This is a genomic window from Amycolatopsis sp. NBC_00348 (genome assembly GCF_036114655.1).
In the GTDB taxonomy this organism is placed as follows: Bacteria; Actinomycetota; Actinomycetes; order Mycobacteriales; family Pseudonocardiaceae; genus Amycolatopsis.
Genome location: NZ_CP107994.1, coordinates 8,534,101 through 8,558,828, shown reverse-complemented (window position 1 = coordinate 8,558,828; position 24,728 = coordinate 8,534,101). Strand labels below are relative to the sequence as shown.

Below are 24,728 nucleotides of genomic sequence, written 5' to 3'. Positions count from 1 at the left end.
GACCGGAAGGCCGGAAATCCTTCTGGCCAACGGAGTTGTCCACAACCTGTGCCGGGTGTGGACAACTGCGGCAGCCGTGTGAAACCGCGGTTGCGGTGCCCGGGACGGTGACGGTCTGCTCGGCCGGCGCGGTCACGATCGAGTCGATGAGCTTGTCGCCCACGCGAGGCGCGTGAACCTTCGCGATCGCGGTGAGTTGCGCCGCCCGGCCTTGGCGATCCCGGTGGGGCCGCCGCAACGGGAGAGGATCTCCGGCACGTCCGGTGGCTGACCCGCGAGCCGATGGCGTGGCCGAGGGCGTAGTGAATGCCGGTGAGCGGGCCGCGGATCCGGTTGGCGATGCGGCGCATCGCCAACCCGGCAGCGGCACCCACGCCACGACGGGACCTGCCTGGTGGTGGCCGTGTTCCCAGTCTATCGGCGCCGGTGGACCGGAAGGCCGGAAATCGTTCTGGCCCACGGAGTTGTCCACAACCTGCGCCGGGTGTGGACAACTGCGGCAACGTGTGAAACCGCCGCCGAGCAGGCCCCGCGTGCTTGACCGGATCACCCGCTGGTGTGAACTTCCGTCCCATGAAGGCAGAGTCGCGAAGTCAGTGGGTCCTGGACGCGAAGGGCGTCGACGACGAGCCCGTGCCGCCGTCGGTGCTGGCCGAGTGGCGGCGTTACCAGCGGAACTCGTGGGCCGCGCGGCGCCGGCACTCCGTGGTCGAGATGTCGAGCCTGGTCGTCACCGCCACGATCCCCGTGCTGGCGGCCTTCGCCATCGACGCGCGGCTCATCGCCGCCGTCGGGTCGCTCGCGGTGCTGATCAACGGCGTCCGGGCGCTGGGCGGCTACAAGGAGAACTGGACCAGCCGGACGCGGGCGCGGTACGCGATCGAGAAGGAGATCGCGCTCTTCGCCGCCCACCACGGCACCTACGCCACCTCCGGTGCGGCCGCCGTCCTGGTGGAGACCGTCGAGGAGATCTGCGCCGGGGAGCGCGACGGCTGGGTCGCGCTCCGGCTGTCGTACGGCAGCTCCCGGGCGGCGAAGACGACCTAGCCGGCCCAGCTCGGCCGCCACGTCGTGGCGGCCCGGGCGCCCGGGCGCAGGTGCGCGCGCAGCCGGGCCAGCGCGGGGTGCGCGTTGTCGGCCCGCCAGATCAGCGAATGCGGGTAGACCGGCGTCGGGTCTTCGAGCGGGACGCGGCGCAGGTCGAGGCCGGGCGGCCACGACAGCCGGATCTCCGCGCCGACCAGGGTGGCGACGTCGGGGGCGTCGGCGATGGTTTCGAGGAGGACCTCGGTGCCGAAGTTCGGGCCGAGCGCGTCGATCGAGAGGCCGAACGCGGTGGCCAGCTCGGCGTAGTAGGCGGTCCACTCGGCGCCGGGCACCAGGCCGGGCATCCAGATCCGGTGCCCGGCCAGCTGGTCGAGCCGCAGGACGGTGGCGTCCGCCAGCGGGTGCGCGGGGCCGGTGAGCAGCTGGAGCGGCTCGTCGAGGACCAGGGTCGCCTCGACGCCGTCGGGCAGCTCCCTGGCGGCCACCGCGCGGAACGACGCGTCGATCGAGCCGTCCCGGACCGCCGCGACCGCCGCGTCGGCGTCGGACAACGTCGCGACTTCGAGGGCGACGTCCGGGTGCGCGCGGTGGAAGCCGCGCAGCAGCGTCGCCGTCCCCAGCCGCCGGCCGATGACGTCGACGCGCAGCGCGCGGCGGCCGGACCGCACGGAAGCCACCGCCCGCGCCTCGGCCAGCAGCAGCTCGCGGGCGTGCGGCAGGAACGCTTCGCCGTCGCCGGTCAGCCGGGCGCCGCGGGCGGTGCGCGTGAACAGCCGCACACCAAGGGTTTTCTCGAGCGCGGCGATGCGTTTGGAGACGGCCTGCTGGGTGATCGCGAGGTCGGTCGCGGCGTCCTGGAAGCGGCCCGCGTCCGCGGCGGCGACGAACGTGCGCACGGCATCGAGGTCCACGACAGCCGACTCTAGAACCACAACGCCGCGTTGTGGCTCGCCGCCACGGCGGTTGTTTGCCCCGCGGACGTCTTCTTCGCTTTGCTCTCCGGGTGATGCGCAGGCGTTCGCTGGGACCGCGGTTCAGATGGCTGTGGACGGCTTACGCCGTCAGCACGCTCGGCACGTGGCTCGGGTTCGGCGCCTTTCCCCTGTTGGCGATCCTCGTGCTCCACAGCGGGCCGACGGCGGTTTCGGTCCTGGCCGCCGTCGGGCCCGCGGTGGGGGCGCTCGTGGCGGTGCCGCTGGGGCCGTGGATCGAGTTCCGGCCGAAGCGGCCGGTCATGGTGCTGATGGACGTGGTCCGGTTCGCGGCCCTGATGACCGTGCCGGTGGCCTACGCGCTCGGCTGGCTCGGTTTCACGCAGCTGCTTCTCGTGTCGGTCATCGTCGCCTCCGCCGACATCGCCTTCACCGCGGCGAGCGGCGCTTTCCTGAAGGCGCTGGTGCCGCCGGAAGACCTGCTCGTCGCGAACGGGCGGTTCGAGTCGACGACCTGGACGGCCACCGCGCTCGGCCCGCCACTCGGCGGCGCCGCGTTCGGGCTGCTCGGGCCGGTGACGACGGTGGTCGCCAACGCCGTCAGCTTCCTGCTTTCGGCGCTGGGGATCCGGGCGATCGGCGGGACGGAACCACCACCCGCGCGCACGGCGTCGCGGCTGCGGGCGAGCGATCTGGCCGCGGGGTGGCGCTTCCTGCTGACGCACCCGGGACTGCGGCCGCTGCTGCTCAACACGTTGCTGTTCAACGGCCTGATCATGGGGACCGAGCCGCTGCTGGCCGTGCTCATGCTCGGGCAGCTCGGGTTCACGCCGTGGCAGTACGGGCTCGCGTTCGCGGTGCCGTGCCTCGGTGGGCTCGTCGGCTCGCGGCTGACCCCGCGGCTCGTCGCGCGGTTCGGCCGGCACAAGGTGCTGTGGACGTCCGGGGTACTGCGCGCGTTCTGGCTGCTCGGGCTGGCTTTCCTGCCCGCGGGCCCCGGCGGGCTCGCCTTCGTGATGGCCATCGAGTTCGGCCTGATCTTCTTCTGCAGCGTCTACAACCCGGTCCTGGCCACCTACCGGCTCGACCAGATCCCCGCCGACCGCGTCGCGCGGGCGCTGTCGGCGTGGTCGGTCAGCACCCGGGCGAGCATCGCGGCGATGACCGCGCTCTGGGGCGTGCTCGCCGGCGTCACGGGCCCGCGCGTCGCGATCGGCGTCGCCGGCGTGCTGATCCTGGCGACGCCGTTCCTGCTGCCCCGCCGCGACCGCACGCCCGCTCAGCCGAGCCGGACCGTCCCCAGCACCGGGTAGCCGGGGACGCCGGTGGCGGCGCGGCCCGGGCGCGGGACGCCGGCGATCCACAGCCGGCCGGTCGTCGCGACGTTCGCGGCCATCGACGCGTCGACGTCACGCAGCCGGAACGGGACGACCCGGCCGTCGGCGAGCATCGTCAGGCCGCTCACCCGGGCGGAGCCGTGCGCGCTCATCCGCACCGGGCCGTCCAGCACCGCGCGCAGCTCGGTCCAGTGCTCCGCCGGCTGCGGCCGGAGGTAACCGACCGAGCGCGTCAGCACGGCGATCGCGCCCGCCAGCGCGACCACCGCGAACCCGGTGGCCGTCGAGACGGCGAACCCGGTCAGCCGGTCGTCCGCCGGGAAGTCGAGCCGCACCCAGGTCGCGAACCCGGCCAGGGCCAGCAGGAACGCGGCGGCTTCCCACAGCTCGCGGGCGAGCCGGCGCCGGTGCGCGGCGAGCACCGGGTCGAGCCGCGGCGAGCCGGACCACGCCGTCGGCGCGACGGCGACCGCGCCCGCGGGCGGCGCGTCGTGGATCCGGGCGCGGCGAACGCGCACGACGCCGGGGAAGCCCACGAACACCTTCGGGCCCGAGCCCAGCAGCCACACCCGCCGGTGCCCGGCCAGCAGCAGCCGGTACGCCTCGGTGAGCCGGATCCGCAGCCAGCGGCCGTCCGGCAGCCGGACGCCGACCGTCCGGCCGACGGCGACCAGGCCGTCCGCGGTGATGTCGACCGGCCGGAACGGCACGCGCTTCAGCCGCGTCTCGGGCACCCAGGCGCGGCCGCGGTAGATCCAGAACAGCTCGAAGACGCCGAAGAGCGCAACGATGGACACGGGCAGCGCGATGCCCGTCCCGGTGAAGAACTGGGTGACGCCGAGGAACACGAACGGCAGGCCGACCAGCCGCTGGTTCGCCGTGCTCCGGCCGATCCGGTCGAGGTACTCGCCGAAGATCGGCACCGCACCGGACGGCATGGCGGGGTCGAACTCGAACGCGCGCACGCGTTCGGGAACCGGGACGATCTGCACGCTGGGCCCCCACCGTGTCGGCACTGGTCACCGACCCTTTCGGTAAAGCGGTCATCGGCGTTACCGGATGCTCCGTTCAGCGGAGCGGCCCGTGACCACCGCCGCGAACGAGCGACTACCCAGACCGACGGATTCAGGTTAGGCTCACCTAAGTAGGAGGTGAGCCGTGACCGAAGCACCGACATCCATCCGCCGCCCGCCGGCCCCGAACCCCGCCGAGCGCGCGAAGACCATCGCGACCCGCAACGGCCCGGCGTCGCTGATGCCCACCTGCGAACGCGCCGGGCTGGAGTCCGAGCGCGTCGTCCCGGTCCTGCACCACGTGCACCACAGCGGCAGCGTGAGCGTGCTGCTGCCCGACGAGCACCCGATGGTCCGCGCGAGCAAGGAAACCCAGCGCGGCGAGCTGGCCGTGATGGTGGAGCTCGCCGACCAGGCGCCGGTCGACCTGCGCGAGCCGATCCGCGGCCTGCTCTGGATCACCGGCTGGCTGCGGCCGCTGTCGCCGGTCTCGGCCCGCGCGCGGGCGGTGGCGATCGCCGAAAGCCGGCCGGACGAGCGGCTCCTCGACGTCGGCCACGGCCTGACGCTGCTGCGGCTCACCCCCGCGTCACTCGTGCTCGCCGACGCCGAAGGCACGCACTCGCTGCGGCCGCACATGTTCAGCGCCGCGCCGCCGGACCCGTTCCACGACTACGAGGCCCAGTGGCTGCGGCACCTGGAAAGCGACCACTCCGACGTCGTCGAGCAGCTGGCGAAGCACCTGCCCGCGGACCTGCGCGGCGGCCGGATCCGCCCGCTCGGGCTGGACCGGTTCGGCCTGCGGCTGCGCGTCGAGTCCGACGCCGGCGACCACGACGTGCGGCTGGCGTTCTCGAAGTCCGTGGACAGCCCGCCGCAGCTCGCGGTGGAGCTGCGACGGCTCGTCGGCTGCCCGTTCCTGCGGGGCGCGTCAGGCTAGTTCGGCGGGGAAGCCGCCCTTCGCGAGCGGGCCCCAGCTCTCGATCGTCACGCGGATGATGCTCTTGCCCTGCTTGACCATGGCTTCGCGGTATTCGTCCCAGTCCGGGTGTTCGCCCGAAATGCTGCGGAAGTAGTCGACGAGCGGTTCGACCGAGTCCGGGATGTCCAGCACCTCGGCGGTGCCGTTGAGCTGGACCCACCGGTCGTTCCACTCGTCGGACAGGATGCAGGCCGACACCTGCGGGTTCCGTTTGATGTTCACGATCTTCGCGCGCTTCGGGTAGGTCGAGATGACCAGCCGGCCCTCGGCGTCGACGCCGCAGGTGACGGGCGAGAGCTGCGCGCCGCCGTCGGCCTTCGTCGTCAGCAGGATCGCGCGGTGGCGAGTGGACAGGAACTCGGCCAGCTCGGCGCGGTCGACGGTCTCGTTGGTGGCGATAGTCCTGGGCATACGTCGAAGGTAGCGTGCGCGCATGACCTTCACCGCGCGATCGTGGCTGGCCCCGGCCCGCCCGGACTTCCCGGACGCGATCGAGGACCCGCGCGAGCGCAAGGCGATCAAGATCGAGCTGCTGATCGTCTTCGGGATCACGCTGGGCCTGTCCGGGGTGCGCAGCCTGCTGTCCCTTGTGGACTCCCTGCTGCAGCCCGCACCGCTGGCGCAGCAGCAGGTGCAGCTCAACGTGCCCCAGGCCGCGGCGAGCCTGATCGATCTGCTCAAGCAGCTGCTCTCGGCCGCGCAGCTGGTCGGCTGGGGCGCGCTCGGGCTGTACCTGCTGTGGCGCGCGGGCGTGAAGATCACCCAGGTGGGGCTGGACCGCCGCTCCCCCGGCCGCGACGCGCTGCTGACCGTCGCCCTCGCCGCCGTCATCGGGATTCCCGGGCTGGCGCTGTACTTCATCTCCTACCACCTCGGCTTCAGCCTGGCGGTGCAACCGTCCACTTTGAACGACACGTGGTGGCGGCCGATCTCGCTGACGCTCTCGGCGTTCGGCAACGCCTTCGCCGAGGAAGTGCTGGTGATCGGGTACCTGCTGACCCGGCTGCGCCAGCTCGGCGTCCGCGAGAACAACGCACTGTTCGGCGCGGCCGTGCTGCGCGGGTCGTACCATCTCTACCAAGGTTTCGGCGGGTTCGTCGGCAACCTGATCATGGGGCTGGTGTTCGGGCGGCTGTGGCAGAAGACCAACCGCCTGTGGCCGCTCGTCGCCGCGCACACGTTGTTCGACTTCGTGTCCTTCGTCGGGTATGCCCTGCTGAAGGGTCACGTTTCCTGGTTGCCCTGACAAGCACTGTGGCGCGAAGCGTCTCGCTTGAGGGTGGTGGCGGGGGCATGGATGGATAGAGTCGGGGGGTGATCGACGAAACGACACCTCCCCGGGTGGACAGCGAAGTCGGACCTCTGCGCGCGGTGCTGCTGCACCGGCCCGGCAACGAGCTCAAAAGGCTGACGCCCCGCAACAACGACCAGCTCCTGTTCGACTCGATCCCCTGGGTCGACCGGGCCCAGGCGGAGCACGACGCGTTCGCCGACGTGCTGCGCGGCCGCGGCGTCGAAGTCCTGCTGCTGGCCGACGCGCTCCGCACGGCCCTCGAGGACACCCGCGCGCACGCGTCGGGCGTCCACGCGGCGGTCGACGACCGGCGTCTCGGCGGCGACCTGGCCGACTCGTTGCGGTCGCACCTTTCGGGCGTCGACGCGGCCGGCCTCGCCGAGGTGCTGATGGCCGGGATGACGTTCGAGGAGCTGCCGTCGGCCGAAGGCGCGTCGCTGGTGCGGATGATGAACCACCCGCACGACTTCGCCGTCGACCCGCTGCCGAACCTGCTGTTCACGCGCGACTCGTCGGCGTGGATCGGCGACCGGGTGGCGATCTCGTCGCTGACCATGCCCGCGCGGCGTCGCGAAACGGCCGTGCTGGACCTGATCTACGCCTACCACCCGTACTTCCGGCACGCCGCCCGCGCGTACGGCGCGCATTCGGCGCCGATCGAGGGCGGCGACGTCATGCTGCTGGCGCCGGGCGTGCTCGCCATCGGCGTCGGCGAGCGCACGACCGCGGCCGGCGCCGAGTCGCTGGCCCGCTCGGTGTTCGCCGACGGCATCGCGCACACCGTGCTGGCGGTGCCGATCGAGCAGTCCCGCGCGACCATGCACCTGGACACGGTCTGCACGATGGTCGACGCCGACGCGGTGGTGATGTACCCGCTGGCCCGCGACTCGCTGATGGCGTTCACCATCCGCCCGACCGGCGACGGCGGCGTCAAGGTGGCCGGGCCGACGCCGTTCCTGGCCGCCGCGGCCGAGGCGATGGAGATCGACCGGCTGCGCGTCATCGACACCGGCCTGGACCCGGTCACGGCCGAGCGCGAGCAGTGGGACGATGGCAACAACACGCTGGCCCTGGCGCCGGGCGTGGTCGTCGGCTACGAGCGGAACGTCGAGACGAACGAGCGTCTCGAAGCGGCCGGCATCGAGGTGCTGCCGATCGCCGGGTCCGAGCTGGGCTCCGGCCGGGGCGGCCCGCGCTGCATGTCCTGCCCGGTGCGCCGCGACCCTCTGTGAATTAAAGTAAGCCTTCCCTAAATGGCGTCGACAATTTAGGGAAGGCTTACCAAAATTAGGTTCGTCTTTCTTTAGGAATGGTAACCTAATAGGGGGTAGATCACCACTCTGAAGTGGCATTGAATCGCATTCTGACGTACCGTAAGAGGCATGGCCCTCATCAACAAGAAAGAACCGCGCTCCAAGTTCTACGAACTGCTGCAGGCGCAGATCCACAACGAGTTCAACGCGTCCCAGCAGTACATCGCGCTCGCGGTGTGGTTCGACGCCGAGGACCTGCCGCAGCTGGCGAAGCACTTCTACAAGCAGTCGGTCGAAGAGCGCAACCACGCGATGGCGCTCGTGCAGTTCATGCTCGACCGCGACCACCACGTCGACATCCCCGGCACCGGGGAGGTGCGCAACGACTTCTCCGGCGTCACCGAGCTCATCGAGCTCGCGCTCGAGCAGGAGAAGGAGGTCGCCACCGACATCTCCACGATGGCCAAGGCGGCGCGCGCCGAAGAGGACTACATCAGCGAGCAGTTCACGCAGTGGTTCCTCAAGGAGCAGGTCGAAGAGATCTCGCAGATGAACACGCTGCTGACGATCGTCAAGCGCGCGAACGGCAACCTGTTCGAGGTCGAGGCGCACCTGCACCGCGAATCCGTCGGCGACGCCGGCGCGGACGCGCAGATGCCGCCGGTGGCCGGCGGGGCGCTCTGACTTCTCACCACGACTTCCCACCACGAAGACCGGAAAACCCGGGCTCTCCCCCTGTGGACAGCCCGGGTTTTCCGTGTGCGGCGCCGGTCAGCCGGCGCAGTCCTGGTTGAGGCTCATCAGACTGGTCTGCACGACCCCGGTGTCGTCGAGCCGGAAGTGGTACTCCGAAGTGCTGCGGGCCGGGGCGACGATGCCGCCCGGCTCGGTTTTGGCCTCGGGGTAGGTGGCGAGCACCTGCTCCTTCGTGGACCCGGCGCCGACGCCCTCGGCGGTGTGCGCCGCCTGTTCCGGCGTGACGACGGTGAGCCCGACGGCCTTCGAGATGACGACGGTCGCCGCAACCGGCACTCCGCTGCCCTGCGCCGTGTACGTGGAGCAGCTCGCGCCGGCCTGCTCGTCGCTGAACGTGACCCCCTGGGCCGTCAGCTCGGCCTCGGACATCCCCAGCTTGAGGGCGCCGAAGCCGTCCGAGGCGAGTAGTGGCCCGCTCAGGACGGCCGGGAGCTTCGACGGCGGCTGGGCCGACGACGGCGGCACCGTCCGCGAGGGCGAGGACCCCGCCGGCGGGGAGACGTCGATGTCCTGCGTGCTGGTCGGCTCGGGGGCCGGCGGCTGGGGCTGCCGGCCGGGCGTGAGGTTCTCCGGTGGTTTGACGCTGATCGAGGCGCCGTCGGCGGACATCACCGCGGTGCCTTCGTCCGTGTGGAGCCGCACCACGGTGAGCCCCCCGGCGACGAACACCACGGCGGCCGCGACGCCGACCGCGGTCAGCGCGCCTTGACGACGGTGGCGACGGCGGCGCGCACCGGCGACGATGACCGTGCCGGCGTCGGGTGGCGGGGGCAAGTCGAGCCGCTCATCGGCGAACAGGGCGCGCAGGCGCTGCTCCAGTTCGTCCTCGGAGATGTTCAACCCGCGTCACTCCCTTCGCCTTCGCCGTCGGCCGCCTTCAGTTTCATCCGCAGCGACGCGATCGCCTTGCTGGCCTGGCTCTTGACGGTGCCCTGCGTGACACCGAGCGCACCGGCGATCTCCGCTTCCGAGAGACCTTCGTAGTAACGCAGCACCATCACGGCGCGTTGCCGCGGCGGCAGCGTTCGTAACGCGCGCCACAGCGGCTCGTGCTCGAACGGGTCGTCCGGAACGTGCGGATCGGTGTCCGGCAGGTCGGCCACCAGATTCTCGCGGCGCGTGCGGCGCCACCGGCTGACGTGCGCGTTCGCCATCGAGCGGCGGACGTAGGCCAGCGGGTCGCCGGTCTTCTCGTGCACGTAGGTCCAGCGTGAACCCATCTTCTCGAGCACGGTCTGGACCAGGTCCGCCGCGTCGTGCGGGTTGCCGGTCAGCGCGTGGCCGTAGCGCAGCAACCCCGGCAGCACGGCCTGCACGAAGTCCCCGAAGTCGGCGAGCTCACCCGGCAACGTCGCGGCCCTCCCTCGGCCTGCGCTGGTCACCCAGGTATCTCCCCCGGTGAAGACGGGTGCCGCAGCGGTCACCGTATCGCCTCCCATCGGGGTCGGGTAGCCAGAAGCCGAGTCACCTTCCTCCCCAACACGCATCACAACCCCCTCAGGTTGCCCGCGTCCCCGCACGAATGTCGGAGACGCTCTGACGTGCTCCGCGTCAGCGGAGCGCGATCGACTCCGGCAGCCGGAAGCCGCCGTCCGCCACTTCGGTGAACTCGTGGACGTCCACGACGGCGGCACGCGGGATCGGGCCGTACACGTGCGGGAACCAAACCCCGGCCGGATGCGGCGGCTCGCCGTCCTCCCAGCGGACCGGGACGCCCAGCTTCGCCGGGTCGATCTCGAGCAGCACCAGGTCGGTCCGGCCCTGGTAGAGCGCGTTGGCCGGCAGGTGCGCCGTACCGAAGTCGGAGCAGTGGATGAACCCGACGTCATCCAGCGACGGCGCCCGGTATTCACCGCCCTCGACGGCCTCGGCCCAGTCGGCCGCCCCGCAGATGTGGAGTATCACGCCGAGAATGGTCCCACCAGCGCGATCCGGCGGCGGTGTCTCGTGCGCCACATAATGCCTGGTTGAACACTCATCGAGCATGTGGGAGAGCACCCGGTGAAACCGGCAGTCCGGTGCCGGATGACGAAAGGGCCGCCCCGTGTGGGACGGCCCTTTCGTGGCTTTCGTGGCTCTCGGTCAGCGCAGGGTGAGCTGACGGCCGATCAGGCCGTCACGCGCCCGCCGCTCGGCGGCGTTCAGCGGCTCGGCGTCGAGGGACTTGAGCGCCGTGTCGAGACGGGTACCCAGGGCGTCCTTCGCGTCCGCCCACTCGCGGGCGTGGGCCTCGGAGTCGAGGTCCCAGACCGGGACGAGCAGACCGTGCGCCCGGAACGAACCCGCGTAGCGCGAGCCCTCACCGAGGCCCAGCTCACCGGCTGCGGACAGCCGCGCCAGGGCCTGGAGCAGCAGGTTCTCCGACTCCGGACGGACCCAGCGCAGGTGCGCCTTCTCGCCGGCGAGCACCCAGTAGGCGCCGAAGCCGAGCCGCTCGGTCGGCATGATCGCGGCGTTGGCGCGCTCGAGGGACACCGCGACGTCACCGGTGGCGTCCGCGTCCTCGGGCAGCCACCACGCGAAGTCGCTGTGCAGCGTGACGTCGAGCTCGGCGCCCGGCGTCAGCAGGTCCTGCAGCCGGGTGTGCTCGTCGGCCTCCGGCGGGGTGGTGGTGTCCGGCACGCCGAGGACGTCGCCCTCTTTGGCGTCCAGCAGCCACTTCAGCGAGCGGCCGAGGTCGCGGCTGATGTCGGAGGACCGGGTCTGGACCTGCAGGCCGAGGTAGCGCTCACCGTCGGAACGGACGAACGCGGCCGCGGCCATCGGCAGCACGGTGGCGATGGTGACGTCCCCGCCGTCGGCGAGGGTGAGCTTGGCCGTCGCGGACGGCACGAACTCACGCAGCGCGATCAGCTCGGGCTCCGCCGCCAGCCCTTCGAACGGCTGCCCGACGAAGACGTCGCGCACCTTCGGCTTGCGGTCCGACGCCTGCTTGGGACCCTTCTTGCGCGCGCCCTTGCCCACGGCTGCCTCCTCTGGCTCGGCCTGGAACGCTATCGAAGGGTTAGTCTCGCGACGTGTTCGACCCCCGCGATCCTGACTTCCTCGAAGACCCGTACCCCGCCTTCGCCGCCCTACGCGCACAGGGCGACGTCCATTTCCACGAGGAGCTCGGCCTGGCGTTGGCGGTGTCGCACGCCGCGTCGTCGGCCGTGTTGCGCCACCGCGGGCTGGGCCGGATCTGGCAGGACGCCCAGCCGCTCGAACGGTTCGCCTCGTTCAACCTGCTGCACCGCAACTCGCTGCTGGAGAACGAGCCGCCGGCCCACACCCGGCTGCGCCGCCTGATCGCGGGCGCGTTCGGCCGCGGCCACGTGCAGCGCCTGCGCCCGATGGTCGCGACGCTCGCCGCCAAGATGGTCGACGACCTGGCCGCGGCCATCGCCACCGACGGCAGCGCGGATCTGCTGGAGCACCTCGCCCAGCCGCTGCCGGTCGCGGTGATCGCCGAGCTGCTCGGCGTCCCGGGCACCGACGGGCCGCGGATGGTGCGGCTGTCCAACGCGATCGTGAAGATGTACGAGTACGACCTGCCCGAAGAGGGCCGCGACGCCGCCAAGCAGGCCGCCGGCGAGTTCGTCTCGTACGTCCGCTCGGTCGCGGCTTCCCGGGCCGCCGCGCCCGGTGACGACATCATCAGTGACCTCCTGCGAAGTGAGTTGACGCCCGACGAGCTGGTCGCGACGGCGGTGCTGCTGCTGATGGCCGGCCACGAGGCGACGGTCAACGTGCTCGGCAACGGCATCACGTCCCTCCTCACCCATCGGGACCAATGGGATCGGCTGCTGGCGACGCCGACGCTGCTCGATCCGTGCGTCGAGGAGCTGATCCGGTTCGACGCACCCCTGCAGCTGTTCGAGCGGACGGCGACCGAGGACGTCACGATCTCCGGCTTCGAGGTGAAGCGCGGCCAGAAGATCGGCGCGCTGCTGGGCGCCGCGGCTCGCGACCCGAAGGTGTTCGAGGAGCCGGACCGCCTCGACATCGGCCGGACCCCGAACGCGCACCTCGGCTTCGGCATGGGGATTCACTACTGCGTGGGCGCTCCTCTCGCTCGGGTGGAGATCGCGGCGGCGCTGACCGCGTTGACGGAAAAGCTGCCGGGGCTGCGGCTGGTGGAGACGCCGCCGAGACGGCCGGAGTTCGTGATCCGCGGGTTGCGGGAGTTGCGGGTCACGGCCTGAGCTGCGGACGCGAGGCCTGACGCTGGGTGAGCCGCATTGCGAGGGCCGCGGTACTTGGGCCCCCGGTGGTGCTCGTGTTGCCCGCGTCGCCGGTCCAGCCGGTGGCTGACCTGCTGCGGTGGTCGCCATGTTCGGGGGCGTGAGCCGCGGTCTGCGTGGGCGGTCGTCGTAGCGCGTTGGGACACCCGCGCGGCGAACACCGTGGCCCGGCTGAAAACCTTCAGCCTGCATGGACAGTCGCCGCAGCGAGTTGGGAGACCCGCGTGGCGAACGCGGTGGCTTGCTGAAGGAACCTTCGGTCTGCGTGGGCAGTCGCCGCCGCGGGATGGGAGACCCGCGCGGCGAACGCAGTGGCCCGGCTGCAGGAACCTCCGGACTGCGTGGGGCGGTCGCCGTAGCGGGCTGGGAGGCCTGCGTGGCGAACGTGGCGGCTCGGCTGGAGGAACCTTTGGCCTGCGTGGAGAGTCGCTGTGGTGGGGTGGGTGAGCCGCGGTAGGTGGGTGGCGGGTCATGGGGTGAGTCCTGCGAACAAGTCTGTCTCCAGGTCGGGGCCTGGCGCTGGGTGGGCTCGGTGGTAGTCCTCGAAGGGCCAGGTCTGTCGCTCGATTTCGCGCGAGTGGCTGAAGAACGGGTGCGCCGGGTCGACCTGGGTGGTGTGGGCCAGGAGTGCACGGTCTCGGGTTGCGAAGTGCTTCTCGCAGCGGATTTGGGTGGTGATCGGCAGCTTGTCTTCGGGTGGTAGTTCGTCCAGGACCGGGCCCATGGCCGACGTGAGGCCTGCGGCGAGGGTGGCCTTGTGGATGGCCTCGAACCACGCTCGGCTCAGGGTTGCCTGGTAGTAAAGCTTTTGCGGTCGCCATGGGTTGCCGGGGTAGCGGGTGGGGTCGGCGGCCGCTGCGAGTGCCTCGATCGTCACCTCGTGGGTGCGGATGTGGTCCGGGTGGGGGTAGCCACCCGTTTCGTCGTACGTGATCACCACGTGCGGGCGGAACTTCCGGATCAGTGCGACCAGTGGGGCGGCCGCCTCGTCGAGTGGGAGGGCGGCGAACGAGCCTTCGGGTGGCGGCTCACCTTCGGCTGGGAGGCCGGAGTCCGTGTGGCCCAGGAACTGCTGGCGGACGCTCAGGATCTCGGCCGCCGCGGCCATTTCCCGGCGGCGGATGGCCGGGAGGTCGGCGCGGGTTTCGGGGGTGTCGAGGGCTGGGTTGAGGACGTCGCCGCGTTCGCCGCCGGTGCACGTTGCCACCAGGACGTCGACGCCTTCGGCGGCGTAGCGGGCGAGGGTTGCCGCGCCTTTGCTGGACTCGTCGTCGGGGTGGGCGTGGACGCTCAGGAGGCGGAAGGTCATGCCAGGCTCCTCTTCGGACTCGAGGACTTCGGGAAGAACGCCGCGGGGACGAGGGTCAAGGCCGACAACGCCAAGGCCCACGTGAAGGTGGTGCCGAACGCCGTGGGAGCGGTGGTTCCGGTCAGTTCGTGGTGGAGGATCGCCGCCAGGAGCGCGGTGCCCAGGGAGCCGCCGATGCGGTTGACCACGTTGAACGCGCTCGCCGCTCGGGGGATGCGGGATCGTTCCAAGGAGCCGTAAAGCGTGGTCATGCCTGGGGTTGTCGCCGCGCCCAGGCCCGCGCCGCGGACCAGGAGGGACACGGTCAGCAGGACGCCGCCGGGAGACGAACCCAGCTGCGTGAACGCGATCGTGCCCAGGAGGGACAACGTGATCCCGGCCAGCATCATCGTGCGGGGGCCGAACCGGGCCAGCAGGCGGCCACCCATGAGCAGCACCGCTGCCGAACCCACCGCCTGGGGAGCCAGGAGCAGGCCTGCCTGCAACGCGCTCGCGTGGTCCACCTGCTGGTAGTACAGCGGGAGCAGCAACATCGAGCTGTACAGCGACGCGCCCAGCAGGAACGTGCTCGCGCTGGCGACCGCGAAACCCTTGTCCCGGAACAACTTCAGGTCCAGCACCGCCGATCGGGCCCGGGCCGCGTGGACGCCGTACGCCAGCAGCAACGCCGCTCCGGCGACCGCGGCCACGACGACGCCCTCGGCCAGGCCGTACACGAACGCGCCCAGACCCGGGGACAGCAGCGCGATCCCCCGGACGTCGAGTGGTTCGCGCACGCCACCCGGTTCCGGGGCCGGGAGCAGGCGACGGGCGAATACGAACGTCGCCACGCCCAGCGGGACGATGCCGAAGAACATCCAGCGCCAGCCGAAGCCCGCGACGAGGGCGCCGCCGAGCATCGGGCCGAGGGCCGGGGCGACCGTGGCCGGCAGGGTGATCACGCCGATCATCCGCCCCAGCGCCGGGCCCGCTTCCTGCGCGAACACCGCCTGGCCGACCGGCTGCATCAAGCCGCCGCCCAGGCCGTGGAGCACCCGGAATCCGATCAGCGCGGGTGCCGACCACGCGAAGCCGCACAGCAGCGTGCCCGCCGTGAAGAGCGCGACCGCGGTCAGCCAGACCGCGCGGCCGCCGAACCGGTCGGTCAGCCAGCCCGACAGCGGGATCGCAGCAGAAGCCGCCAGCAGGTACGCACTGGCGACCCACTGCACGGTCGTCAGCGGGCTGCGCAGATCACGGGCGATCGAGTCGATCCCGACGGTCACGATCGTGGCGTCCAGGATCGACAGCACCGCGCCCATGATCAGCACACCGCCGAGGCGCCAGAGCGCCTTGTCCGGCCGGACTGCCGTGGTCATGCCCACCCCCCATTCGCTAGGTCCGACCTCAGATTAGGTCGAACCCACTCGATGGGTCAAGCACAAGTTTGGGTCCAACCCAGTAGGGTGACGGCATGAGCGAGGGACTCCGGGCCCAGAAGAAGCACGAGACCAGGAGGAACATCTCCGACGTCGCGACCGGCCTGTTCATCCGGAACGGCTTCGAGGACGTGACGATCGCGGAGATCGCCGCCGAGGCGCGGGTGGCCAAGATGACCGTGACGAACCACTTCCCGCGCAAGGAGGACCTGGTCTTCGACATCCGCGCGGACTTCGCGGCCTGGCCCGCGTCACTGATCCACGACAGCGCCTTCCACGACACACGCGAGATCTACTTCGAGGCCCTGGGCGCCGAACACGCGCTCGTCGGCTTTTCGGGCCGGGGGTTCGCGCGGATGATCAAGGAGAGCCAGGTCCTGACGAACGCGCTGCACGAGATGCACCGCGAGCGCGAGGAGGCGCTCACGCACCTCCTGATCGGCCGGCACCCCGAGCGGGAGCTCGAGCCGGTGCTAGCCGCCGCACACCTCGCGACCGTGCTGCGGGTGCTCTTCCAGGAGGTCTTCGACCGGACGCTCGAAGACGAGCCCGCGAAGCAGATCGCCGCCGCCGTGTGGCCCCTCGCCGAACAGGCCTTCGACCAGCTGGAGCCGGTCTTCGGGACCTACTAGCGCGCCGCGCCGGCCGGGCGCTTGGTCCGCAGCTCGGGCTCGGGCGCGCCGTCGACCTTCAGCACGCGCAGCTCGCGCACGCCCATCGCGTCCGACGGCGCCAGCAACGCCGTGAACCGCCGCACGACCAGCGCCGTCACGACCGCGAGCGCGGCCGCCGCGAGGTCGGTCAGCGCGACCAGGACGACGCTGTCCGCCATCGACTGCACGTCGGTGCGGAAGCGCCAGACGATCGTCACGCCCAGCACGATCCAGTTCAGCAGCCAGGCACCCCACCAGACGAGCACCTGGCGGGACGGCTTCGGCCGGACGTCACGCGGGCGGCCCAGCACCGCGTGCTCCAGCTCGCCGACGATCGACAGCGCCATCGGCAGGTTCGCGATCGGCACCAGGATGCCGACCAGCACCTGCCACACCGGGCGCGGCGGGTCGTCACCCGAGGCGTCCGCGGCCGCGTGCCGGGCGACCAGCAGCCACCAGACCGACAGCCCCGCCGGCAAGAGCGCGAGGATCGAGGCGAGCAGGCCCGCGGTGAGCACGAACCCGTCGGAGAACGCGACGACCGAGCGGGTCAGCGCGGAGTCGCGGCCCTGGACGAGCAGCACGTACCGCCAGACCTCGGCGCCGGCGGCGACCACCGTGAGCACCGAGAACGCGAAGAGGATGCCGACCAGGCTGCGGCTGAGCACCCGCACGCGGTCGATCGGGCGGACGGCATCGGAGGCCGTGCCCGGGACCGACGTCGGCCGGCGCCAGACCAGGTTCGGGAAGCCCCAGCGCGGCGGCACCGGGTAGGACGGCGGGCCGTAGTAGCGCTCGGGGGCCACCGCCCGACGGCGCGGCCACGCGCCGGGCGGCGGGGTGGCCACCCAGCGCAGCTTCGGCCGGTGGACCGGACGGCGGTGGTACGGGTACGGCTCCGGGTGCGCGGCCAGCGCGCGGCCCTGCAGCTGCTGCGGGTTCGGCGGCGGCACGGCCGGGCGCGGCCAGTACCCGGGTGGGTACGGCTGTCCCGCCGGAGGCTGACCCGGGTGCAAGGCTAGATCACTTCGGGATCGATGCCGGGGTGCTCGCCGACCATCGGCCGCCCTTCGCGGTGCCACGCGCCCATGCCGCCGGCGACGTTCACCGCGTCCCAGCCGCTCTGGTTCAGCCACGCCGTCGCCCGGGCGGACCGGCCGCCGCTGCGGCAGATCACGTGGATCGGCTGGTCGTCGGGCAGGTCGGTCAGCTCGCCGACGCGGGCCGGGAGCTCCCCCATCGGGATGTGCACGGCGCCGGGCGCGTGCCCGGCGGCCCACTCGTCGTCCTCGCGGACGTCAAGCAGCACGAGACCGTCTTGGGGCAGGTCGCGGACCTCGGCGGTCGGCAGTTCAGCGGGGCTCACCACGTTGACCATGCTGCCATGTCAGGGCGTTGCCCGCGTGTGAGGTGTGCGTACGAACGGCCCGTTCGCGACGGAAGAGGCGCGAACGGGCCGTTCGTGCCGGAAAGCGCGGCCGGATCCGGGTGCCGGAACCCGGATCTCGCGTGATCGGAGACGGATCTCGCGTGATTGGGGGCGGATCTCGCGTGATTGGCGGGGCGACACGGCGAAGGGGGCCTTCCGCACGCCAGTGCGGAAGGCCCCCTTCGTGGCGTGGAGCTAGTGCGAGACGGCTTTTTCGGCGCCCGCGCCCGTCAAGGCCCGGACCTCCATCTCGGCGTACTTCTTCTTGTTGTGCTCCTTCGACAGGACCGTGCCCAGCCAGCCGAGGAAGAACGCGATCGGGATCGAGAACAGCCCCGGGTTGTCGAGCGGGAACCAGTGGAAGTCGACGCCCTGGATCATCGACGCGCTCTTGCCCGTCTTGGCGTCCACCGGCTTCCCGGAGACCGCCGGCGAGAACACGATCAGCACGATCGTCACCAGCAGGCCGCCGTAGATCGACCACAGCGCGCCCTGGGTGTTGAACCGCTTCCAGAACAGCGAGTACAGGATCGTCGGCAGGTTCGCCGACGCCGCCACCGCGAACGCCAGGGCCACGAGGAACGCCACGTTCTGCGTCTTCGCCAGGATGCCGCCGACGATCGCGACCGCGCCGATCACCAGCGCGGTGATCCGCGCGACGCGCACCTCCGAGCCCGGCGACGGCTTGCCCCGCTTCACCACGCTGGCGTAGACGTCGTGCGCGAAGGACGCCGACGCCGTGATCGTCAGGCCCGCGACGACCGCGAGGATCGTGGCGAACGCGACCGCGGAGATGAACCCGAGCAGCACCGGGCCGCCCAGCTCCAGCGCCAGCAGCGGCGCCGCGGAGTTCGTCGTGCCCGGGGCCTTCGCGATCTTCTCCGGCCCGACGATCGCGCCGGCGCCGTAGCCCAGCACCAGCGTGAACAGGTAGAAGATGCCGATCAGCACGATGGCCCAGACCACCGAGCGCCGGGCGTCCTTGGCCGTGGGGACCGTGTAGAAGCGCATCAGCACGTGCGGCAGGCCCGCGGTGCCCAGCACCAGCGCGACGCCGAGCGACAGGAAGTCCAGCTTGGTCGTGCCGGTCTTGCCGTACTGCTTGCCCGGGTCGAGCAGCGCCGCGCCGCCCTTGCCGCCCTTGTCGACGGCGGCCTGGAACAGGTCGGACAGGTTGAAGCCGTACTTCCCCAGCACCCACAGCGTCATCGCGAACGCGCCGACGATCAGCAGCGCGGCCTTGATGATCTGCACCCAGGTGGTGCCCTTCATGCCGCCGATCAAGACGTACAGGATCATGATCACGCCGACCACGGCGATCACCAGGTCCTGCCCGAGCTCACTGTCGATGCCGAGCAGCAGGTTGACCAGACCACCCGCGCCCGCCATCTGCGCGAGCAGGTAGAAGAACGAAACGGCCAGCGTCGAGACGGCCGCCGCGGCGCGGACCGGACGTTGTTTCATCCGGAACGCGAGCACGTCGCCCATCGTGAACTTGCCGGTGTTGCGCAGCAGTTCCGCGACCAGCAGCAGCGCGACGAGCCAGGCGACCAGGAAGCCGATCGAATAGAGGAAGCCGTCGTAGCCGTTGACCGCGATCGCGCCCGCGATGCCGAGGAACGACGCCGCCGAAAGATAGTCACCGGAAATCGCGATGCCGTTCTGCGGGCCGGTGAACGCTCGCCCGGCGGCGTAGTAGTCGGACGCCGTCTTGGTGTTGCGGCTGGCCCGGAACACGATCACCAGCGTGATCGCGACGAAGACCAGGAAGATGATGATGTTGAGGGTGGAGTTGGAACCCTCCACGCCCGCGGCGAGGTTCATCGGCCGGGGTCTCCTTCGATGCTCGCGCGGATCTCGTCGGCCACCGGGTCGAGCTTCCGGTTGGCGTAGCGCACGTACAGCCCCGTGATGACGAACGTCGACACGAACTGCAGCAGGCCGAAGACCAGCCCGACGGTGATGTTGCCGGACAACCTGGTGCTCATGAACCCGTGCGCGTAGTCGGCGAGCAGGACGTAGAGCAGGTACCAGAGCAGGAACAACGCCGTCATCGGGAACACGAAGACGCGCAACCGCCGGCGCAGGCCGGTGAACTCGGGGCTTTCCTGGATCCTCTCCCACTCGGTCTGCGACTCCGCGCCACCGACGTCTTCCTCGGTGCTGCTCACAGAAGATCTCCACCTTTCCCGTTTTTTCGTACTGTCCGTACTGTTTGAAGCCAACGGACCGTAAAGAGTTAACGGCGTGGTTGGTAAGCCCCCAATCGGGCGCTTGACCTTCTGTAGAAAATCCGCTTGAGATTCGTGTGGGATGTCCGTTTAGCGGACGGGTGATCACTCGATCAGGTAATGCGTTCTCACGGCGAGTCAGCGAATTACTTGCGGTGCCGTCCCCGACCGGCGACCCGGGTCTTCTCCTCGGCTTGACCGAATCGGGCGACAGCGCGGTCGTGCATGAAGCCGAGCGGGTCCGGAGCGTGTAGGCGCAGCATGATGTCGTGCACGTGGTCCGGGCGACCGTAGCCCGTGACGCGGCTGACGAGGTACGTCGTGACGAACGCGACCGGCACGGTGATCAGCGCCGGCTGGGCGGCGAACCACGGCGCCCAGCCCCCGGTGTAGCCGCTCACGATGTTGACGACCAGCGCGGCCAGCACCAGGCCACCGCCGACGAACATCCCGGCCAGCGCACCGGGCCAGGACAGCTTGCGCCACCAGATGCCCAGCACGAGCAGCGGGCTGAACGTCGACGCCGCGAGCGCGAACGTCATCCCCACCGACAGCGAGAGATCCTCCGGCCGCAACAGCACGGCCAGGGCGACCGGGAACAGCGCGACCAGCACGGTCGCCACGCGGAAGTCGCGCACCCGGCCGGGCAGCAGGTCCGTCGACACCACGCCGGCCACGCTCACCAGCAGCCCGGACGTGCTGGACAGGAACGCCGCGAACGCGCCGGCCGCGGTGACCGCGCCGAGGATCTGGCCGCTGACGCCCGGCAGCATCGCCGAGGGCAGCCGCAGGATCGCCGCGTCCGTCTTGCCGGTGACCAGCAGCTCCGGCACGTACATCCGGGACAGCGCGCCCAGCAGCGTCGGGAACAGGTAGAACAGGCCGAGCAGCAGTAGGACGTGCACGGTGGTCCGGCGCGCGGCCTTGCCGTCGGGGTTGGTGTAGAAGCGGACCAGCACGTGCGGCAGGCCCATGGTGCCGAGGAACGTCGCGAACATCAGCGAGTACGTCTGGAGCAGGTCGGTCAGGCTGCCCGACCCCGGGTGCAGCCAGTTCCCGTTGTCGGCGACGGCGTCGGCGACCACCGGCACCGGCGTGCCGGCCAGGAACTTCAGCTTGGTGCCTTCGGCGACCGTGTGCGGGGCCAGCGGGGTCCAGTGCGTCGGCCCGGCGGCCGGGCCGTTGTCCGCGAAGCCGTACGCGTAGAGGAACGTGTCGGAGGTGACGTGCAGGGTGACGTCGGCCTGGACGTCCACCGTGGTGTCGGTGGTGAACACCGGCGGGGCGGCCGTGCCGAGCGGGCGGAAGCCGTCCGGGCCGCCGCCGGAGAAGAACACCATGCACAGCACGAACGCGGGCACCGAGATCGCGAACAGCTTGAGCCAGTACTGGAACGCCTGGACGACGGTGATCGCGCGCATCCCGCCGGCGATCACGTTGAACGCCACCAGGACCATCACGACGACGGCGCCCGCCCAGGCCGGCACCGGCAGGATCGTCGCGAGCGTCAGCCCGGCGCCCTGCAGCTGCGGGACCATGTAGAGGATCCCGATGAACACGACGAACGCAGTGGAGAACCGGCGCAGGCCGATCGAGCCGAGCCGCATCTCGAGGAAGTCCGGCAGCGTGTACGCGCCGGAGCGCCGCAGCGGCGCGGCGACGAAGAGCATCAGCGCGAGGTAACCGGCGGTGAAGCCGATCGGGAACCACAGAGCGTCGGCGCCCTCCTTGAGCACGATGCCGGCGATGCCGAGGAACGACGCCGCGGACAGGTACTCACCGGAGATGGCGGCCGCGTTGCGCCGCGACCGCACGGTGCGCCGCGCGACCAGGAAGTCGTGCGTGCTCGTGGCGGACCGCGAAGAGCGGTGACCGAGGTAGAACGTCACCACGGCGACCAGCACGATGCCGGTCAACGCCCACGGGTTCAGCTGCACGGAGGAATCCTCGCACGGGGAGGCGCGAAACTAGTTTTCGATCATGTCCACGAAGGCGCGCTCGTTGCGCTCGGCCAGCCGGTTGTACCAGAGGCCGACGCCGAACAGGAACGGGAACGGCAGCACGCCGAGGATCAGCCACGCCACCGGGATGCCCGCCAGGCTCAGCCGGGAGAACCCGGGAAGCAGGTAGAACAGCACCGGCAGCGAGCCGAACACCACGACGACCAGCAGCGACAGCAGCAGCGCCGTCCGCAGCTGCACCTTCACCAGGTGGTCCCGGACGAGCAGCTTCCCCCAGCTGGTCTGTTCCTCCAGCTCGACGCGGGCCCGCAGGGTGCCGGCGCCGCGCTTCGGGTCGCTCAGGATCACGCGTTCGCGCTTGGGTTTCGCGTGCTGCTCGTGCTTCGCCGGCTCGTCCGGCGCGGGTGGCAACGGCTCGACGACGGCCTGCTCGGACGGCTGCGGCAGCGGCCGCTGCGGGCGCCGGCCGAGCGTCGGATCGGGCTCGCGCACGCCGTTCGCGCGGCGGTCGTAGAAGTCTTCGGTCATGACCGGTCCCGGCTCAGCCGTTCCGGCCCGAACCGACCAGCCGGTCCTTCAGGGCCCGGGTGTGCCGCCGGCTGACCGGCAGCACCTTCTCCTCGTTGCCGATCACGACCTGGTAGCCGCCCTGGCCCATCCGCAGCTCGGTGATGAGCGGCAGCGCGACGAGGAACGACCGGTGGATCCGGACGAACCCGGCCTTCTCCCAGCGCTCCTCGAGCTGCGCCAGCGGGATGCGGACCAGGTGGCTGCCTTCGGTGGTGAACAACCGCGCGTAGTCGCCCTGGGCCTCGACCCAGCGGACCGAGGAGCGCGGGATGAGCTTGGTGGTGCCGGCCAGCTCGACCGGGATGACCTCGTCGTCGTTCTTGACGCCGGGCTCGCCGCCGACGGCACCGGCGGCCGGCGCCGCGGCCGAGGCCAGCTTTTCGATGACGCGCGTGATCGCGCGGTCGAGGCGGTCCTGCTGGTACGGCTTGAGCACGTAGTCGAGCGCGCCGAGGTCGAAGGCGTTGACGGCCTCTTCGGCGTGCCCGGTGACGAACACCAGCGCGGGCGAGGGCCGGAGCGCGGCGAACACCCGCGACATCTCCATCCCGGACAACCCGGGCATGTCGATGTCCGCGAAGACGGCGTCGACGATCGGCAGGCCACGCTCCTTGCGCTCGCGTAGCCTCGGGTCGTCGGTCGACAGCAGCCTCAGTGCCTCCGACGCGTCGATCGCCGGGAACACCTTCGCCACGTGCGGGCTGTTGCGCAGGCAGTGGACGAGTTCGTCCAGACCTCGAGGCTCGTCGTCCACAGCCAGGACCACGAGCTTCCGGGTGTCATCGTGAGCACTCACAGTGAAACGCATCCTGCCCATTGCCGAGTGCAATGTCCAGCCCCCGTCCGCCTGAAGTGAGAGGCACCCGCGGGCGGTGGCGCCGCCCGCGGGTCCCTCGTCTCAATGCACGAAGGTGAACCAGTTGAGGTTCACGAAGTCGGCGGGCTGGCCGCTCGTGAACGTCAGGTACACGTTGTGCACGCCCGTCACGGCGCTGGTGTTCGCCGGCACCGTCCGCCAGGTCTGCCAACCGCCCGTGCGGCCGACAGCGAAGCTCCCGATCGGTGCGTTGGACAAGCTGTCCAGCCGGACTTCCACCAATCCGCTGACCCCGTTCGCGGCACCGGACGCCACGCGCGCCTGGAAGTTCGTCGCCGCGCTGCTCCCGAAGTCGACGCCCGGGTAGAGCGCCCAGTCGCCGTTGCCCGCCGGGCCGATGTTCTGGCCGCCGCCGGTGTCGGTGGTCGTCTGCTTGGCCAGGCCGTTCTGCTGGGTGTACGACTCGGCCTGGATGGTGCTGTACGCGCTGCTCCCACCGGACGGCGGCGTCGTGGTCGTGGTCGGTGGTGTCGTCGGGGTGGTCGTGCCGCCACCGCCGGAGCCGCGGGTGCTCACGGTGACGTAGTCGACGACCATCGGGTGCCCCGGCACGATCCCCGCGCCCGGCGTCGTGGTGCCGGAGTTGTTGTTGGGGAACGCGCCGCCGATGGCGACGTTCAGCAGCACGAAGTAGCCGGCGTGGCTCGTCATGTTGGCCCAGGTCGTGGCGTCGACCTGGTTCTGGCTGACCGAGTGGAACTGCTGCCCGTCGACGAACCAGCGGAACACCTGCGGGCTGACGCTCGCGTCCCATTCGAAGCGGTAGGTGTGGAAGCCGGCCTGGCAGGTCGCGCCCGGGCAGGCCCGGTTGTTGACGATGCCGGTGGTCTCGTTGCACGGGCCGCCGGGGTTGACGCCGCAGTGCATGACGCCCCAGACGGAGTTGATCCCGTTGACGTTCTCCATGATGTCGAACTCGCCGATGGCGGGCCAGTTCCACCAGTTGCCGCGGTACGGGCCGCCGAGCGCCCAGAAGGCCGGCCAGTAGCCGAGCGCGGCGGCGCCGGTGACGTTGGGCATCTGGATGCGGCTCTCGATCCGCATCACCCCGCCCGCCGGCGGCTTGAAGTCGGTGCGCTGGGTTTCGATCCGCCCGGACGTCCAGTTGCCCGCGCCGTCGCGCAACGGCGTGATGCGGAGGTTGCCGGAGCCGTCGAGGGCGAGGTTGGACGTGCTCGACGTGTAGTTCTGGATCTCGCCGGTGCCCCAGTTGCCGGGGCCGCCGGGGTAGGCGTGGCCGGTGTCGATGATCCAGTTCGAACCGGATGGCAAGGCGCCGGAGCCGCCGGTGAAGTCGTCGGCGAACACCGTCGTCCAGCCGGACTCCGGTGGCGGGATGGACGCCGACGCGGGCAAGGTGAGCGGGATGGCGATGAGCGCGGCGCCGGCCAGAGCGCCGAGGGCCAACCGTGTCGAGGTGCGGGAGAGGTGGGGCATCGGGGA

At 70.9% G+C, this 24,728-nt stretch carries 25 protein-coding genes and 1 pseudogene; 8 read left to right on the top strand and 18 right to left on the bottom strand.

The window, feature by feature from the left end; all coding sequences use genetic code 11:
• Positions 1-85: 85 nt before the first annotated feature.
• Positions 86-344, bottom strand: a pseudogene (locus tag OHS58_RS38100) (IS110 family transposase); the annotation flags it as partial.
• Positions 345-573: 229 nt separating this feature from the next.
• On the opposite strand from OHS58_RS38100, the gene OHS58_RS38095 reads away from it, so the two are divergent.
• The gene (locus OHS58_RS38095; protein WP_247059836.1) at positions 574-1,047 is read left to right on the top strand and encodes a DUF4231 domain-containing protein; all 474 of its coding nucleotides are present in this window, start codon (positions 574-576) and stop codon (positions 1,045-1,047) included.
• Here the strand turns inward: OHS58_RS38095 and OHS58_RS38090 are convergent.
• The gene (locus OHS58_RS38090) at positions 1,044-1,958 is read right to left on the bottom strand and encodes a LysR family transcriptional regulator (protein WP_328645631.1); all 915 of its coding nucleotides are present in this window, start codon (positions 1,956-1,958) and stop codon (positions 1,044-1,046) included. The genes OHS58_RS38095 and OHS58_RS38090 overlap by 4 nt on opposite strands.
• Positions 1,959-2,050: 92 nt before the next feature.
• Between OHS58_RS38090 and OHS58_RS38085 the strand changes: the two genes are divergently transcribed.
• Positions 2,051-3,292, top strand: coding sequence for an MFS transporter (locus OHS58_RS38085; RefSeq protein ID WP_328645630.1), 1,242 nt, complete (start codon positions 2,051-2,053; stop codon positions 3,290-3,292).
• Here the strand turns inward: OHS58_RS38085 and OHS58_RS38080 are convergent.
• The gene (locus OHS58_RS38080; RefSeq protein ID WP_326945551.1) at positions 3,259-4,308 is read right to left on the bottom strand and encodes a hypothetical protein; all 1,050 of its coding nucleotides are present in this window, start codon (positions 4,306-4,308) and stop codon (positions 3,259-3,261) included. The two genes, OHS58_RS38085 and OHS58_RS38080, sit on opposite strands and share 34 nt — an antisense overlap.
• A 166-nt stretch (positions 4,309-4,474) precedes the next feature.
• Between OHS58_RS38080 and OHS58_RS38075 the strand changes: the two genes are divergently transcribed.
• Positions 4,475-5,269 carry a DUF2470 domain-containing protein gene (locus OHS58_RS38075; protein ID WP_247059832.1) on the top strand — a complete coding sequence of 265 codons (795 nt, stop codon included), beginning with the start codon at positions 4,475-4,477 and terminating at the stop codon, positions 5,267-5,269.
• Here the strand turns inward: OHS58_RS38075 and OHS58_RS38070 are convergent.
• The gene (locus tag OHS58_RS38070; protein ID WP_328645629.1) at positions 5,261-5,722 is read right to left on the bottom strand and encodes a PPOX class F420-dependent oxidoreductase; all 462 of its coding nucleotides are present in this window, start codon (positions 5,720-5,722) and stop codon (positions 5,261-5,263) included. The genes OHS58_RS38075 and OHS58_RS38070 overlap by 9 nt on opposite strands.
• A 22-nt stretch (positions 5,723-5,744) precedes the next feature.
• Between OHS58_RS38070 and OHS58_RS38065 the strand changes: the two genes are divergently transcribed.
• The 3 genes from OHS58_RS38065 to OHS58_RS38055 all read left to right on the top strand — a co-directional run bounded on the left by OHS58_RS38065 (position 5,745) and on the right by OHS58_RS38055 (position 8,542).
• A complete protein-coding gene (locus OHS58_RS38065) occupies positions 5,745-6,557 on the top strand; it encodes a CPBP family intramembrane glutamic endopeptidase (RefSeq protein ID WP_326945548.1) in 813 nt (270 codons plus the stop codon).
• A 95-nt stretch (positions 6,558-6,652) separates the two neighbouring features.
• Positions 6,653-7,837 carry an arginine deiminase gene (locus OHS58_RS38060; RefSeq protein ID WP_328649921.1) on the top strand — a complete coding sequence of 395 codons (1,185 nt, stop codon included), beginning with the start codon at positions 6,653-6,655 and terminating at the stop codon, positions 7,835-7,837.
• Between the two features lie 150 nt (positions 7,838-7,987).
• A complete protein-coding gene (locus tag OHS58_RS38055) occupies positions 7,988-8,542 on the top strand; it encodes a ferritin (RefSeq protein ID WP_247059829.1) in 555 nt (184 codons plus the stop codon).
• Positions 8,543-8,629: 87 nt separating this feature from the next.
• On the opposite strand, the gene OHS58_RS38050 is transcribed toward OHS58_RS38055, so the two are convergent.
• The 4 genes from OHS58_RS38050 to OHS58_RS38035 form a co-directional block, all read right to left on the bottom strand.
• Positions 8,630-9,454, bottom strand: a complete 825-nt coding sequence (locus OHS58_RS38050; RefSeq protein WP_328645628.1) for a hypothetical protein — start codon at positions 9,452-9,454, stop codon at positions 8,630-8,632.
• Entirely contained in the window at positions 9,451-9,963 is a 513-nt protein-coding gene (locus tag OHS58_RS38045) for a SigE family RNA polymerase sigma factor (protein ID WP_247063846.1), read from the bottom strand. Before OHS58_RS38045 ends, OHS58_RS38050 begins: the two co-directional genes overlap by 4 nt.
• Positions 9,964-10,165: 202 nt before the next feature.
• Positions 10,166-10,519 (bottom strand): DUF952 domain-containing protein, encoded by a 354-nt coding sequence (locus OHS58_RS38040; protein WP_328645627.1) that lies wholly within the window; start codon positions 10,517-10,519, stop codon positions 10,166-10,168.
• A gap of 177 nt (positions 10,520-10,696) precedes the next feature.
• The gene (locus OHS58_RS38035) at positions 10,697-11,578 is read right to left on the bottom strand and encodes a DUF5926 family protein (RefSeq protein ID WP_328645626.1); all 882 of its coding nucleotides are present in this window, start codon (positions 11,576-11,578) and stop codon (positions 10,697-10,699) included.
• A gap of 53 nt (positions 11,579-11,631) precedes the next feature.
• Between OHS58_RS38035 and OHS58_RS38030 the strand changes: the two genes are divergently transcribed.
• The gene (locus tag OHS58_RS38030; RefSeq protein WP_328645625.1) at positions 11,632-12,798 is read left to right on the top strand and encodes a cytochrome P450; all 1,167 of its coding nucleotides are present in this window, start codon (positions 11,632-11,634) and stop codon (positions 12,796-12,798) included.
• A gap of 508 nt (positions 12,799-13,306) precedes the next feature.
• Here OHS58_RS38030 and mca read toward each other — a convergent pair.
• Entirely contained in the window at positions 13,307-14,146 is an 840-nt protein-coding gene (gene mca / locus OHS58_RS38025) for a mycothiol conjugate amidase Mca (protein ID WP_328645624.1), read from the bottom strand.
• Entirely contained in the window at positions 14,143-15,504 is a 1,362-nt protein-coding gene (locus OHS58_RS38020) for a DHA2 family efflux MFS transporter permease subunit (protein WP_328645623.1), read from the bottom strand. Before OHS58_RS38020 ends, mca begins: the two co-directional genes overlap by 4 nt.
• Before the next feature lie 95 nt (positions 15,505-15,599).
• Here OHS58_RS38020 and OHS58_RS38015 point away from each other — a divergent pair, with 95 nt between their 5' ends.
• Positions 15,600-16,196, top strand: a complete 597-nt coding sequence (locus tag OHS58_RS38015) for a TetR/AcrR family transcriptional regulator (RefSeq protein WP_328645622.1) — start codon at positions 15,600-15,602, stop codon at positions 16,194-16,196.
• Here the strand turns inward: OHS58_RS38015 and OHS58_RS38010 are convergent.
• From OHS58_RS38010 to OHS58_RS37975, 8 genes are all read right to left on the bottom strand, one after another.
• Positions 16,193-17,233 carry a DUF4328 domain-containing protein gene (locus OHS58_RS38010; protein WP_328645621.1) on the bottom strand — a complete coding sequence of 347 codons (1,041 nt, stop codon included), beginning with the start codon at positions 17,231-17,233 and terminating at the stop codon, positions 16,193-16,195. The genes OHS58_RS38015 and OHS58_RS38010 overlap by 4 nt on opposite strands.
• A gap of 2 nt (positions 17,234-17,235) precedes the next feature.
• Complete coding sequence (locus OHS58_RS38005; protein WP_323325508.1) at positions 17,236-17,595, bottom strand: rhodanese-like domain-containing protein; 360 nt, start codon at positions 17,593-17,595, stop codon at positions 17,236-17,238.
• Between the two features lie 246 nt (positions 17,596-17,841).
• A complete protein-coding gene (locus OHS58_RS38000; RefSeq protein ID WP_326945539.1) occupies positions 17,842-19,470 on the bottom strand; it encodes a solute symporter family protein in 1,629 nt (542 codons plus the stop codon).
• Positions 19,467-19,817 carry a DUF485 domain-containing protein gene (locus OHS58_RS37995; protein WP_247059816.1) on the bottom strand — a complete coding sequence of 117 codons (351 nt, stop codon included), beginning with the start codon at positions 19,815-19,817 and terminating at the stop codon, positions 19,467-19,469. Before OHS58_RS37995 ends, OHS58_RS38000 begins: the two co-directional genes overlap by 4 nt.
• Positions 19,818-20,023: 206 nt before the next feature.
• Positions 20,024-21,814 carry a sodium/solute symporter gene (locus OHS58_RS37990; RefSeq protein ID WP_328645620.1) on the bottom strand — a complete coding sequence of 597 codons (1,791 nt, stop codon included), beginning with the start codon at positions 21,812-21,814 and terminating at the stop codon, positions 20,024-20,026.
• Positions 21,815-21,844: 30 nt separating this feature from the next.
• Entirely contained in the window at positions 21,845-22,366 is a 522-nt protein-coding gene (locus OHS58_RS37985; protein WP_247059814.1) for a hypothetical protein, read from the bottom strand.
• 13 nt (positions 22,367-22,379) lie between these two features.
• Positions 22,380-23,216, bottom strand: a complete 837-nt coding sequence (locus OHS58_RS37980) for a LytR/AlgR family response regulator transcription factor (protein WP_326945536.1) — start codon at positions 23,214-23,216, stop codon at positions 22,380-22,382.
• 90 nt (positions 23,217-23,306) lie between these two features.
• Positions 23,307-24,722 (bottom strand): carbohydrate-binding protein, encoded by a 1,416-nt coding sequence (locus OHS58_RS37975; protein WP_328645619.1) that lies wholly within the window; start codon positions 24,720-24,722, stop codon positions 23,307-23,309.
• Positions 24,723-24,728 lie beyond the last annotated feature (6 nt).

Excerpts from the sequence above, each read along its gene's own strand:
- OHS58_RS38095 (WP_247059836.1), top strand. The coding sequence starts at position 574 with ATGAAGGCAGAGTCGCGAAGTCAGTGGGTCCTGGACGCGAAGGGCGTC.
- OHS58_RS38070 (WP_328645629.1), bottom strand. The coding sequence starts at position 5,722 with ATGCCCAGGACTATCGCCACCAACGAGACCGTCGACCGCGCCGAGCTG.
- OHS58_RS38065 (WP_326945548.1), top strand. The coding sequence starts at position 5,745 with ATGACCTTCACCGCGCGATCGTGGCTGGCCCCGGCCCGCCCGGACTTC.
- OHS58_RS38055 (WP_247059829.1), top strand. The coding sequence starts at position 7,988 with ATGGCCCTCATCAACAAGAAAGAACCGCGCTCCAAGTTCTACGAACTG.
- mca (WP_328645624.1), bottom strand. The coding sequence starts at position 14,146 with ATGACCTTCCGCCTCCTGAGCGTCCACGCCCACCCCGACGACGAGTCC.
- OHS58_RS38020 (WP_328645623.1), bottom strand. The coding sequence starts at position 15,504 with ATGACCACGGCAGTCCGGCCGGACAAGGCGCTCTGGCGCCTCGGCGGT.
- OHS58_RS38015 (WP_328645622.1), top strand. The coding sequence starts at position 15,600 with ATGAGCGAGGGACTCCGGGCCCAGAAGAAGCACGAGACCAGGAGGAAC.
- OHS58_RS38005 (WP_323325508.1), bottom strand. The coding sequence starts at position 17,595 with ATGGTCAACGTGGTGAGCCCCGCTGAACTGCCGACCGCCGAGGTCCGC.
- OHS58_RS38000 (WP_326945539.1), bottom strand. The coding sequence starts at position 19,470 with ATGAACCTCGCCGCGGGCGTGGAGGGTTCCAACTCCACCCTCAACATC.
- OHS58_RS37985 (WP_247059814.1), bottom strand. The coding sequence starts at position 22,366 with ATGACCGAAGACTTCTACGACCGCCGCGCGAACGGCGTGCGCGAGCCC.
- OHS58_RS37980 (WP_326945536.1), bottom strand. The coding sequence starts at position 23,216 with ATGCGTTTCACTGTGAGTGCTCACGATGACACCCGGAAGCTCGTGGTC.
- OHS58_RS37975 (WP_328645619.1), bottom strand. The coding sequence starts at position 24,722 with ATGCCCCACCTCTCCCGCACCTCGACACGGTTGGCCCTCGGCGCTCTG.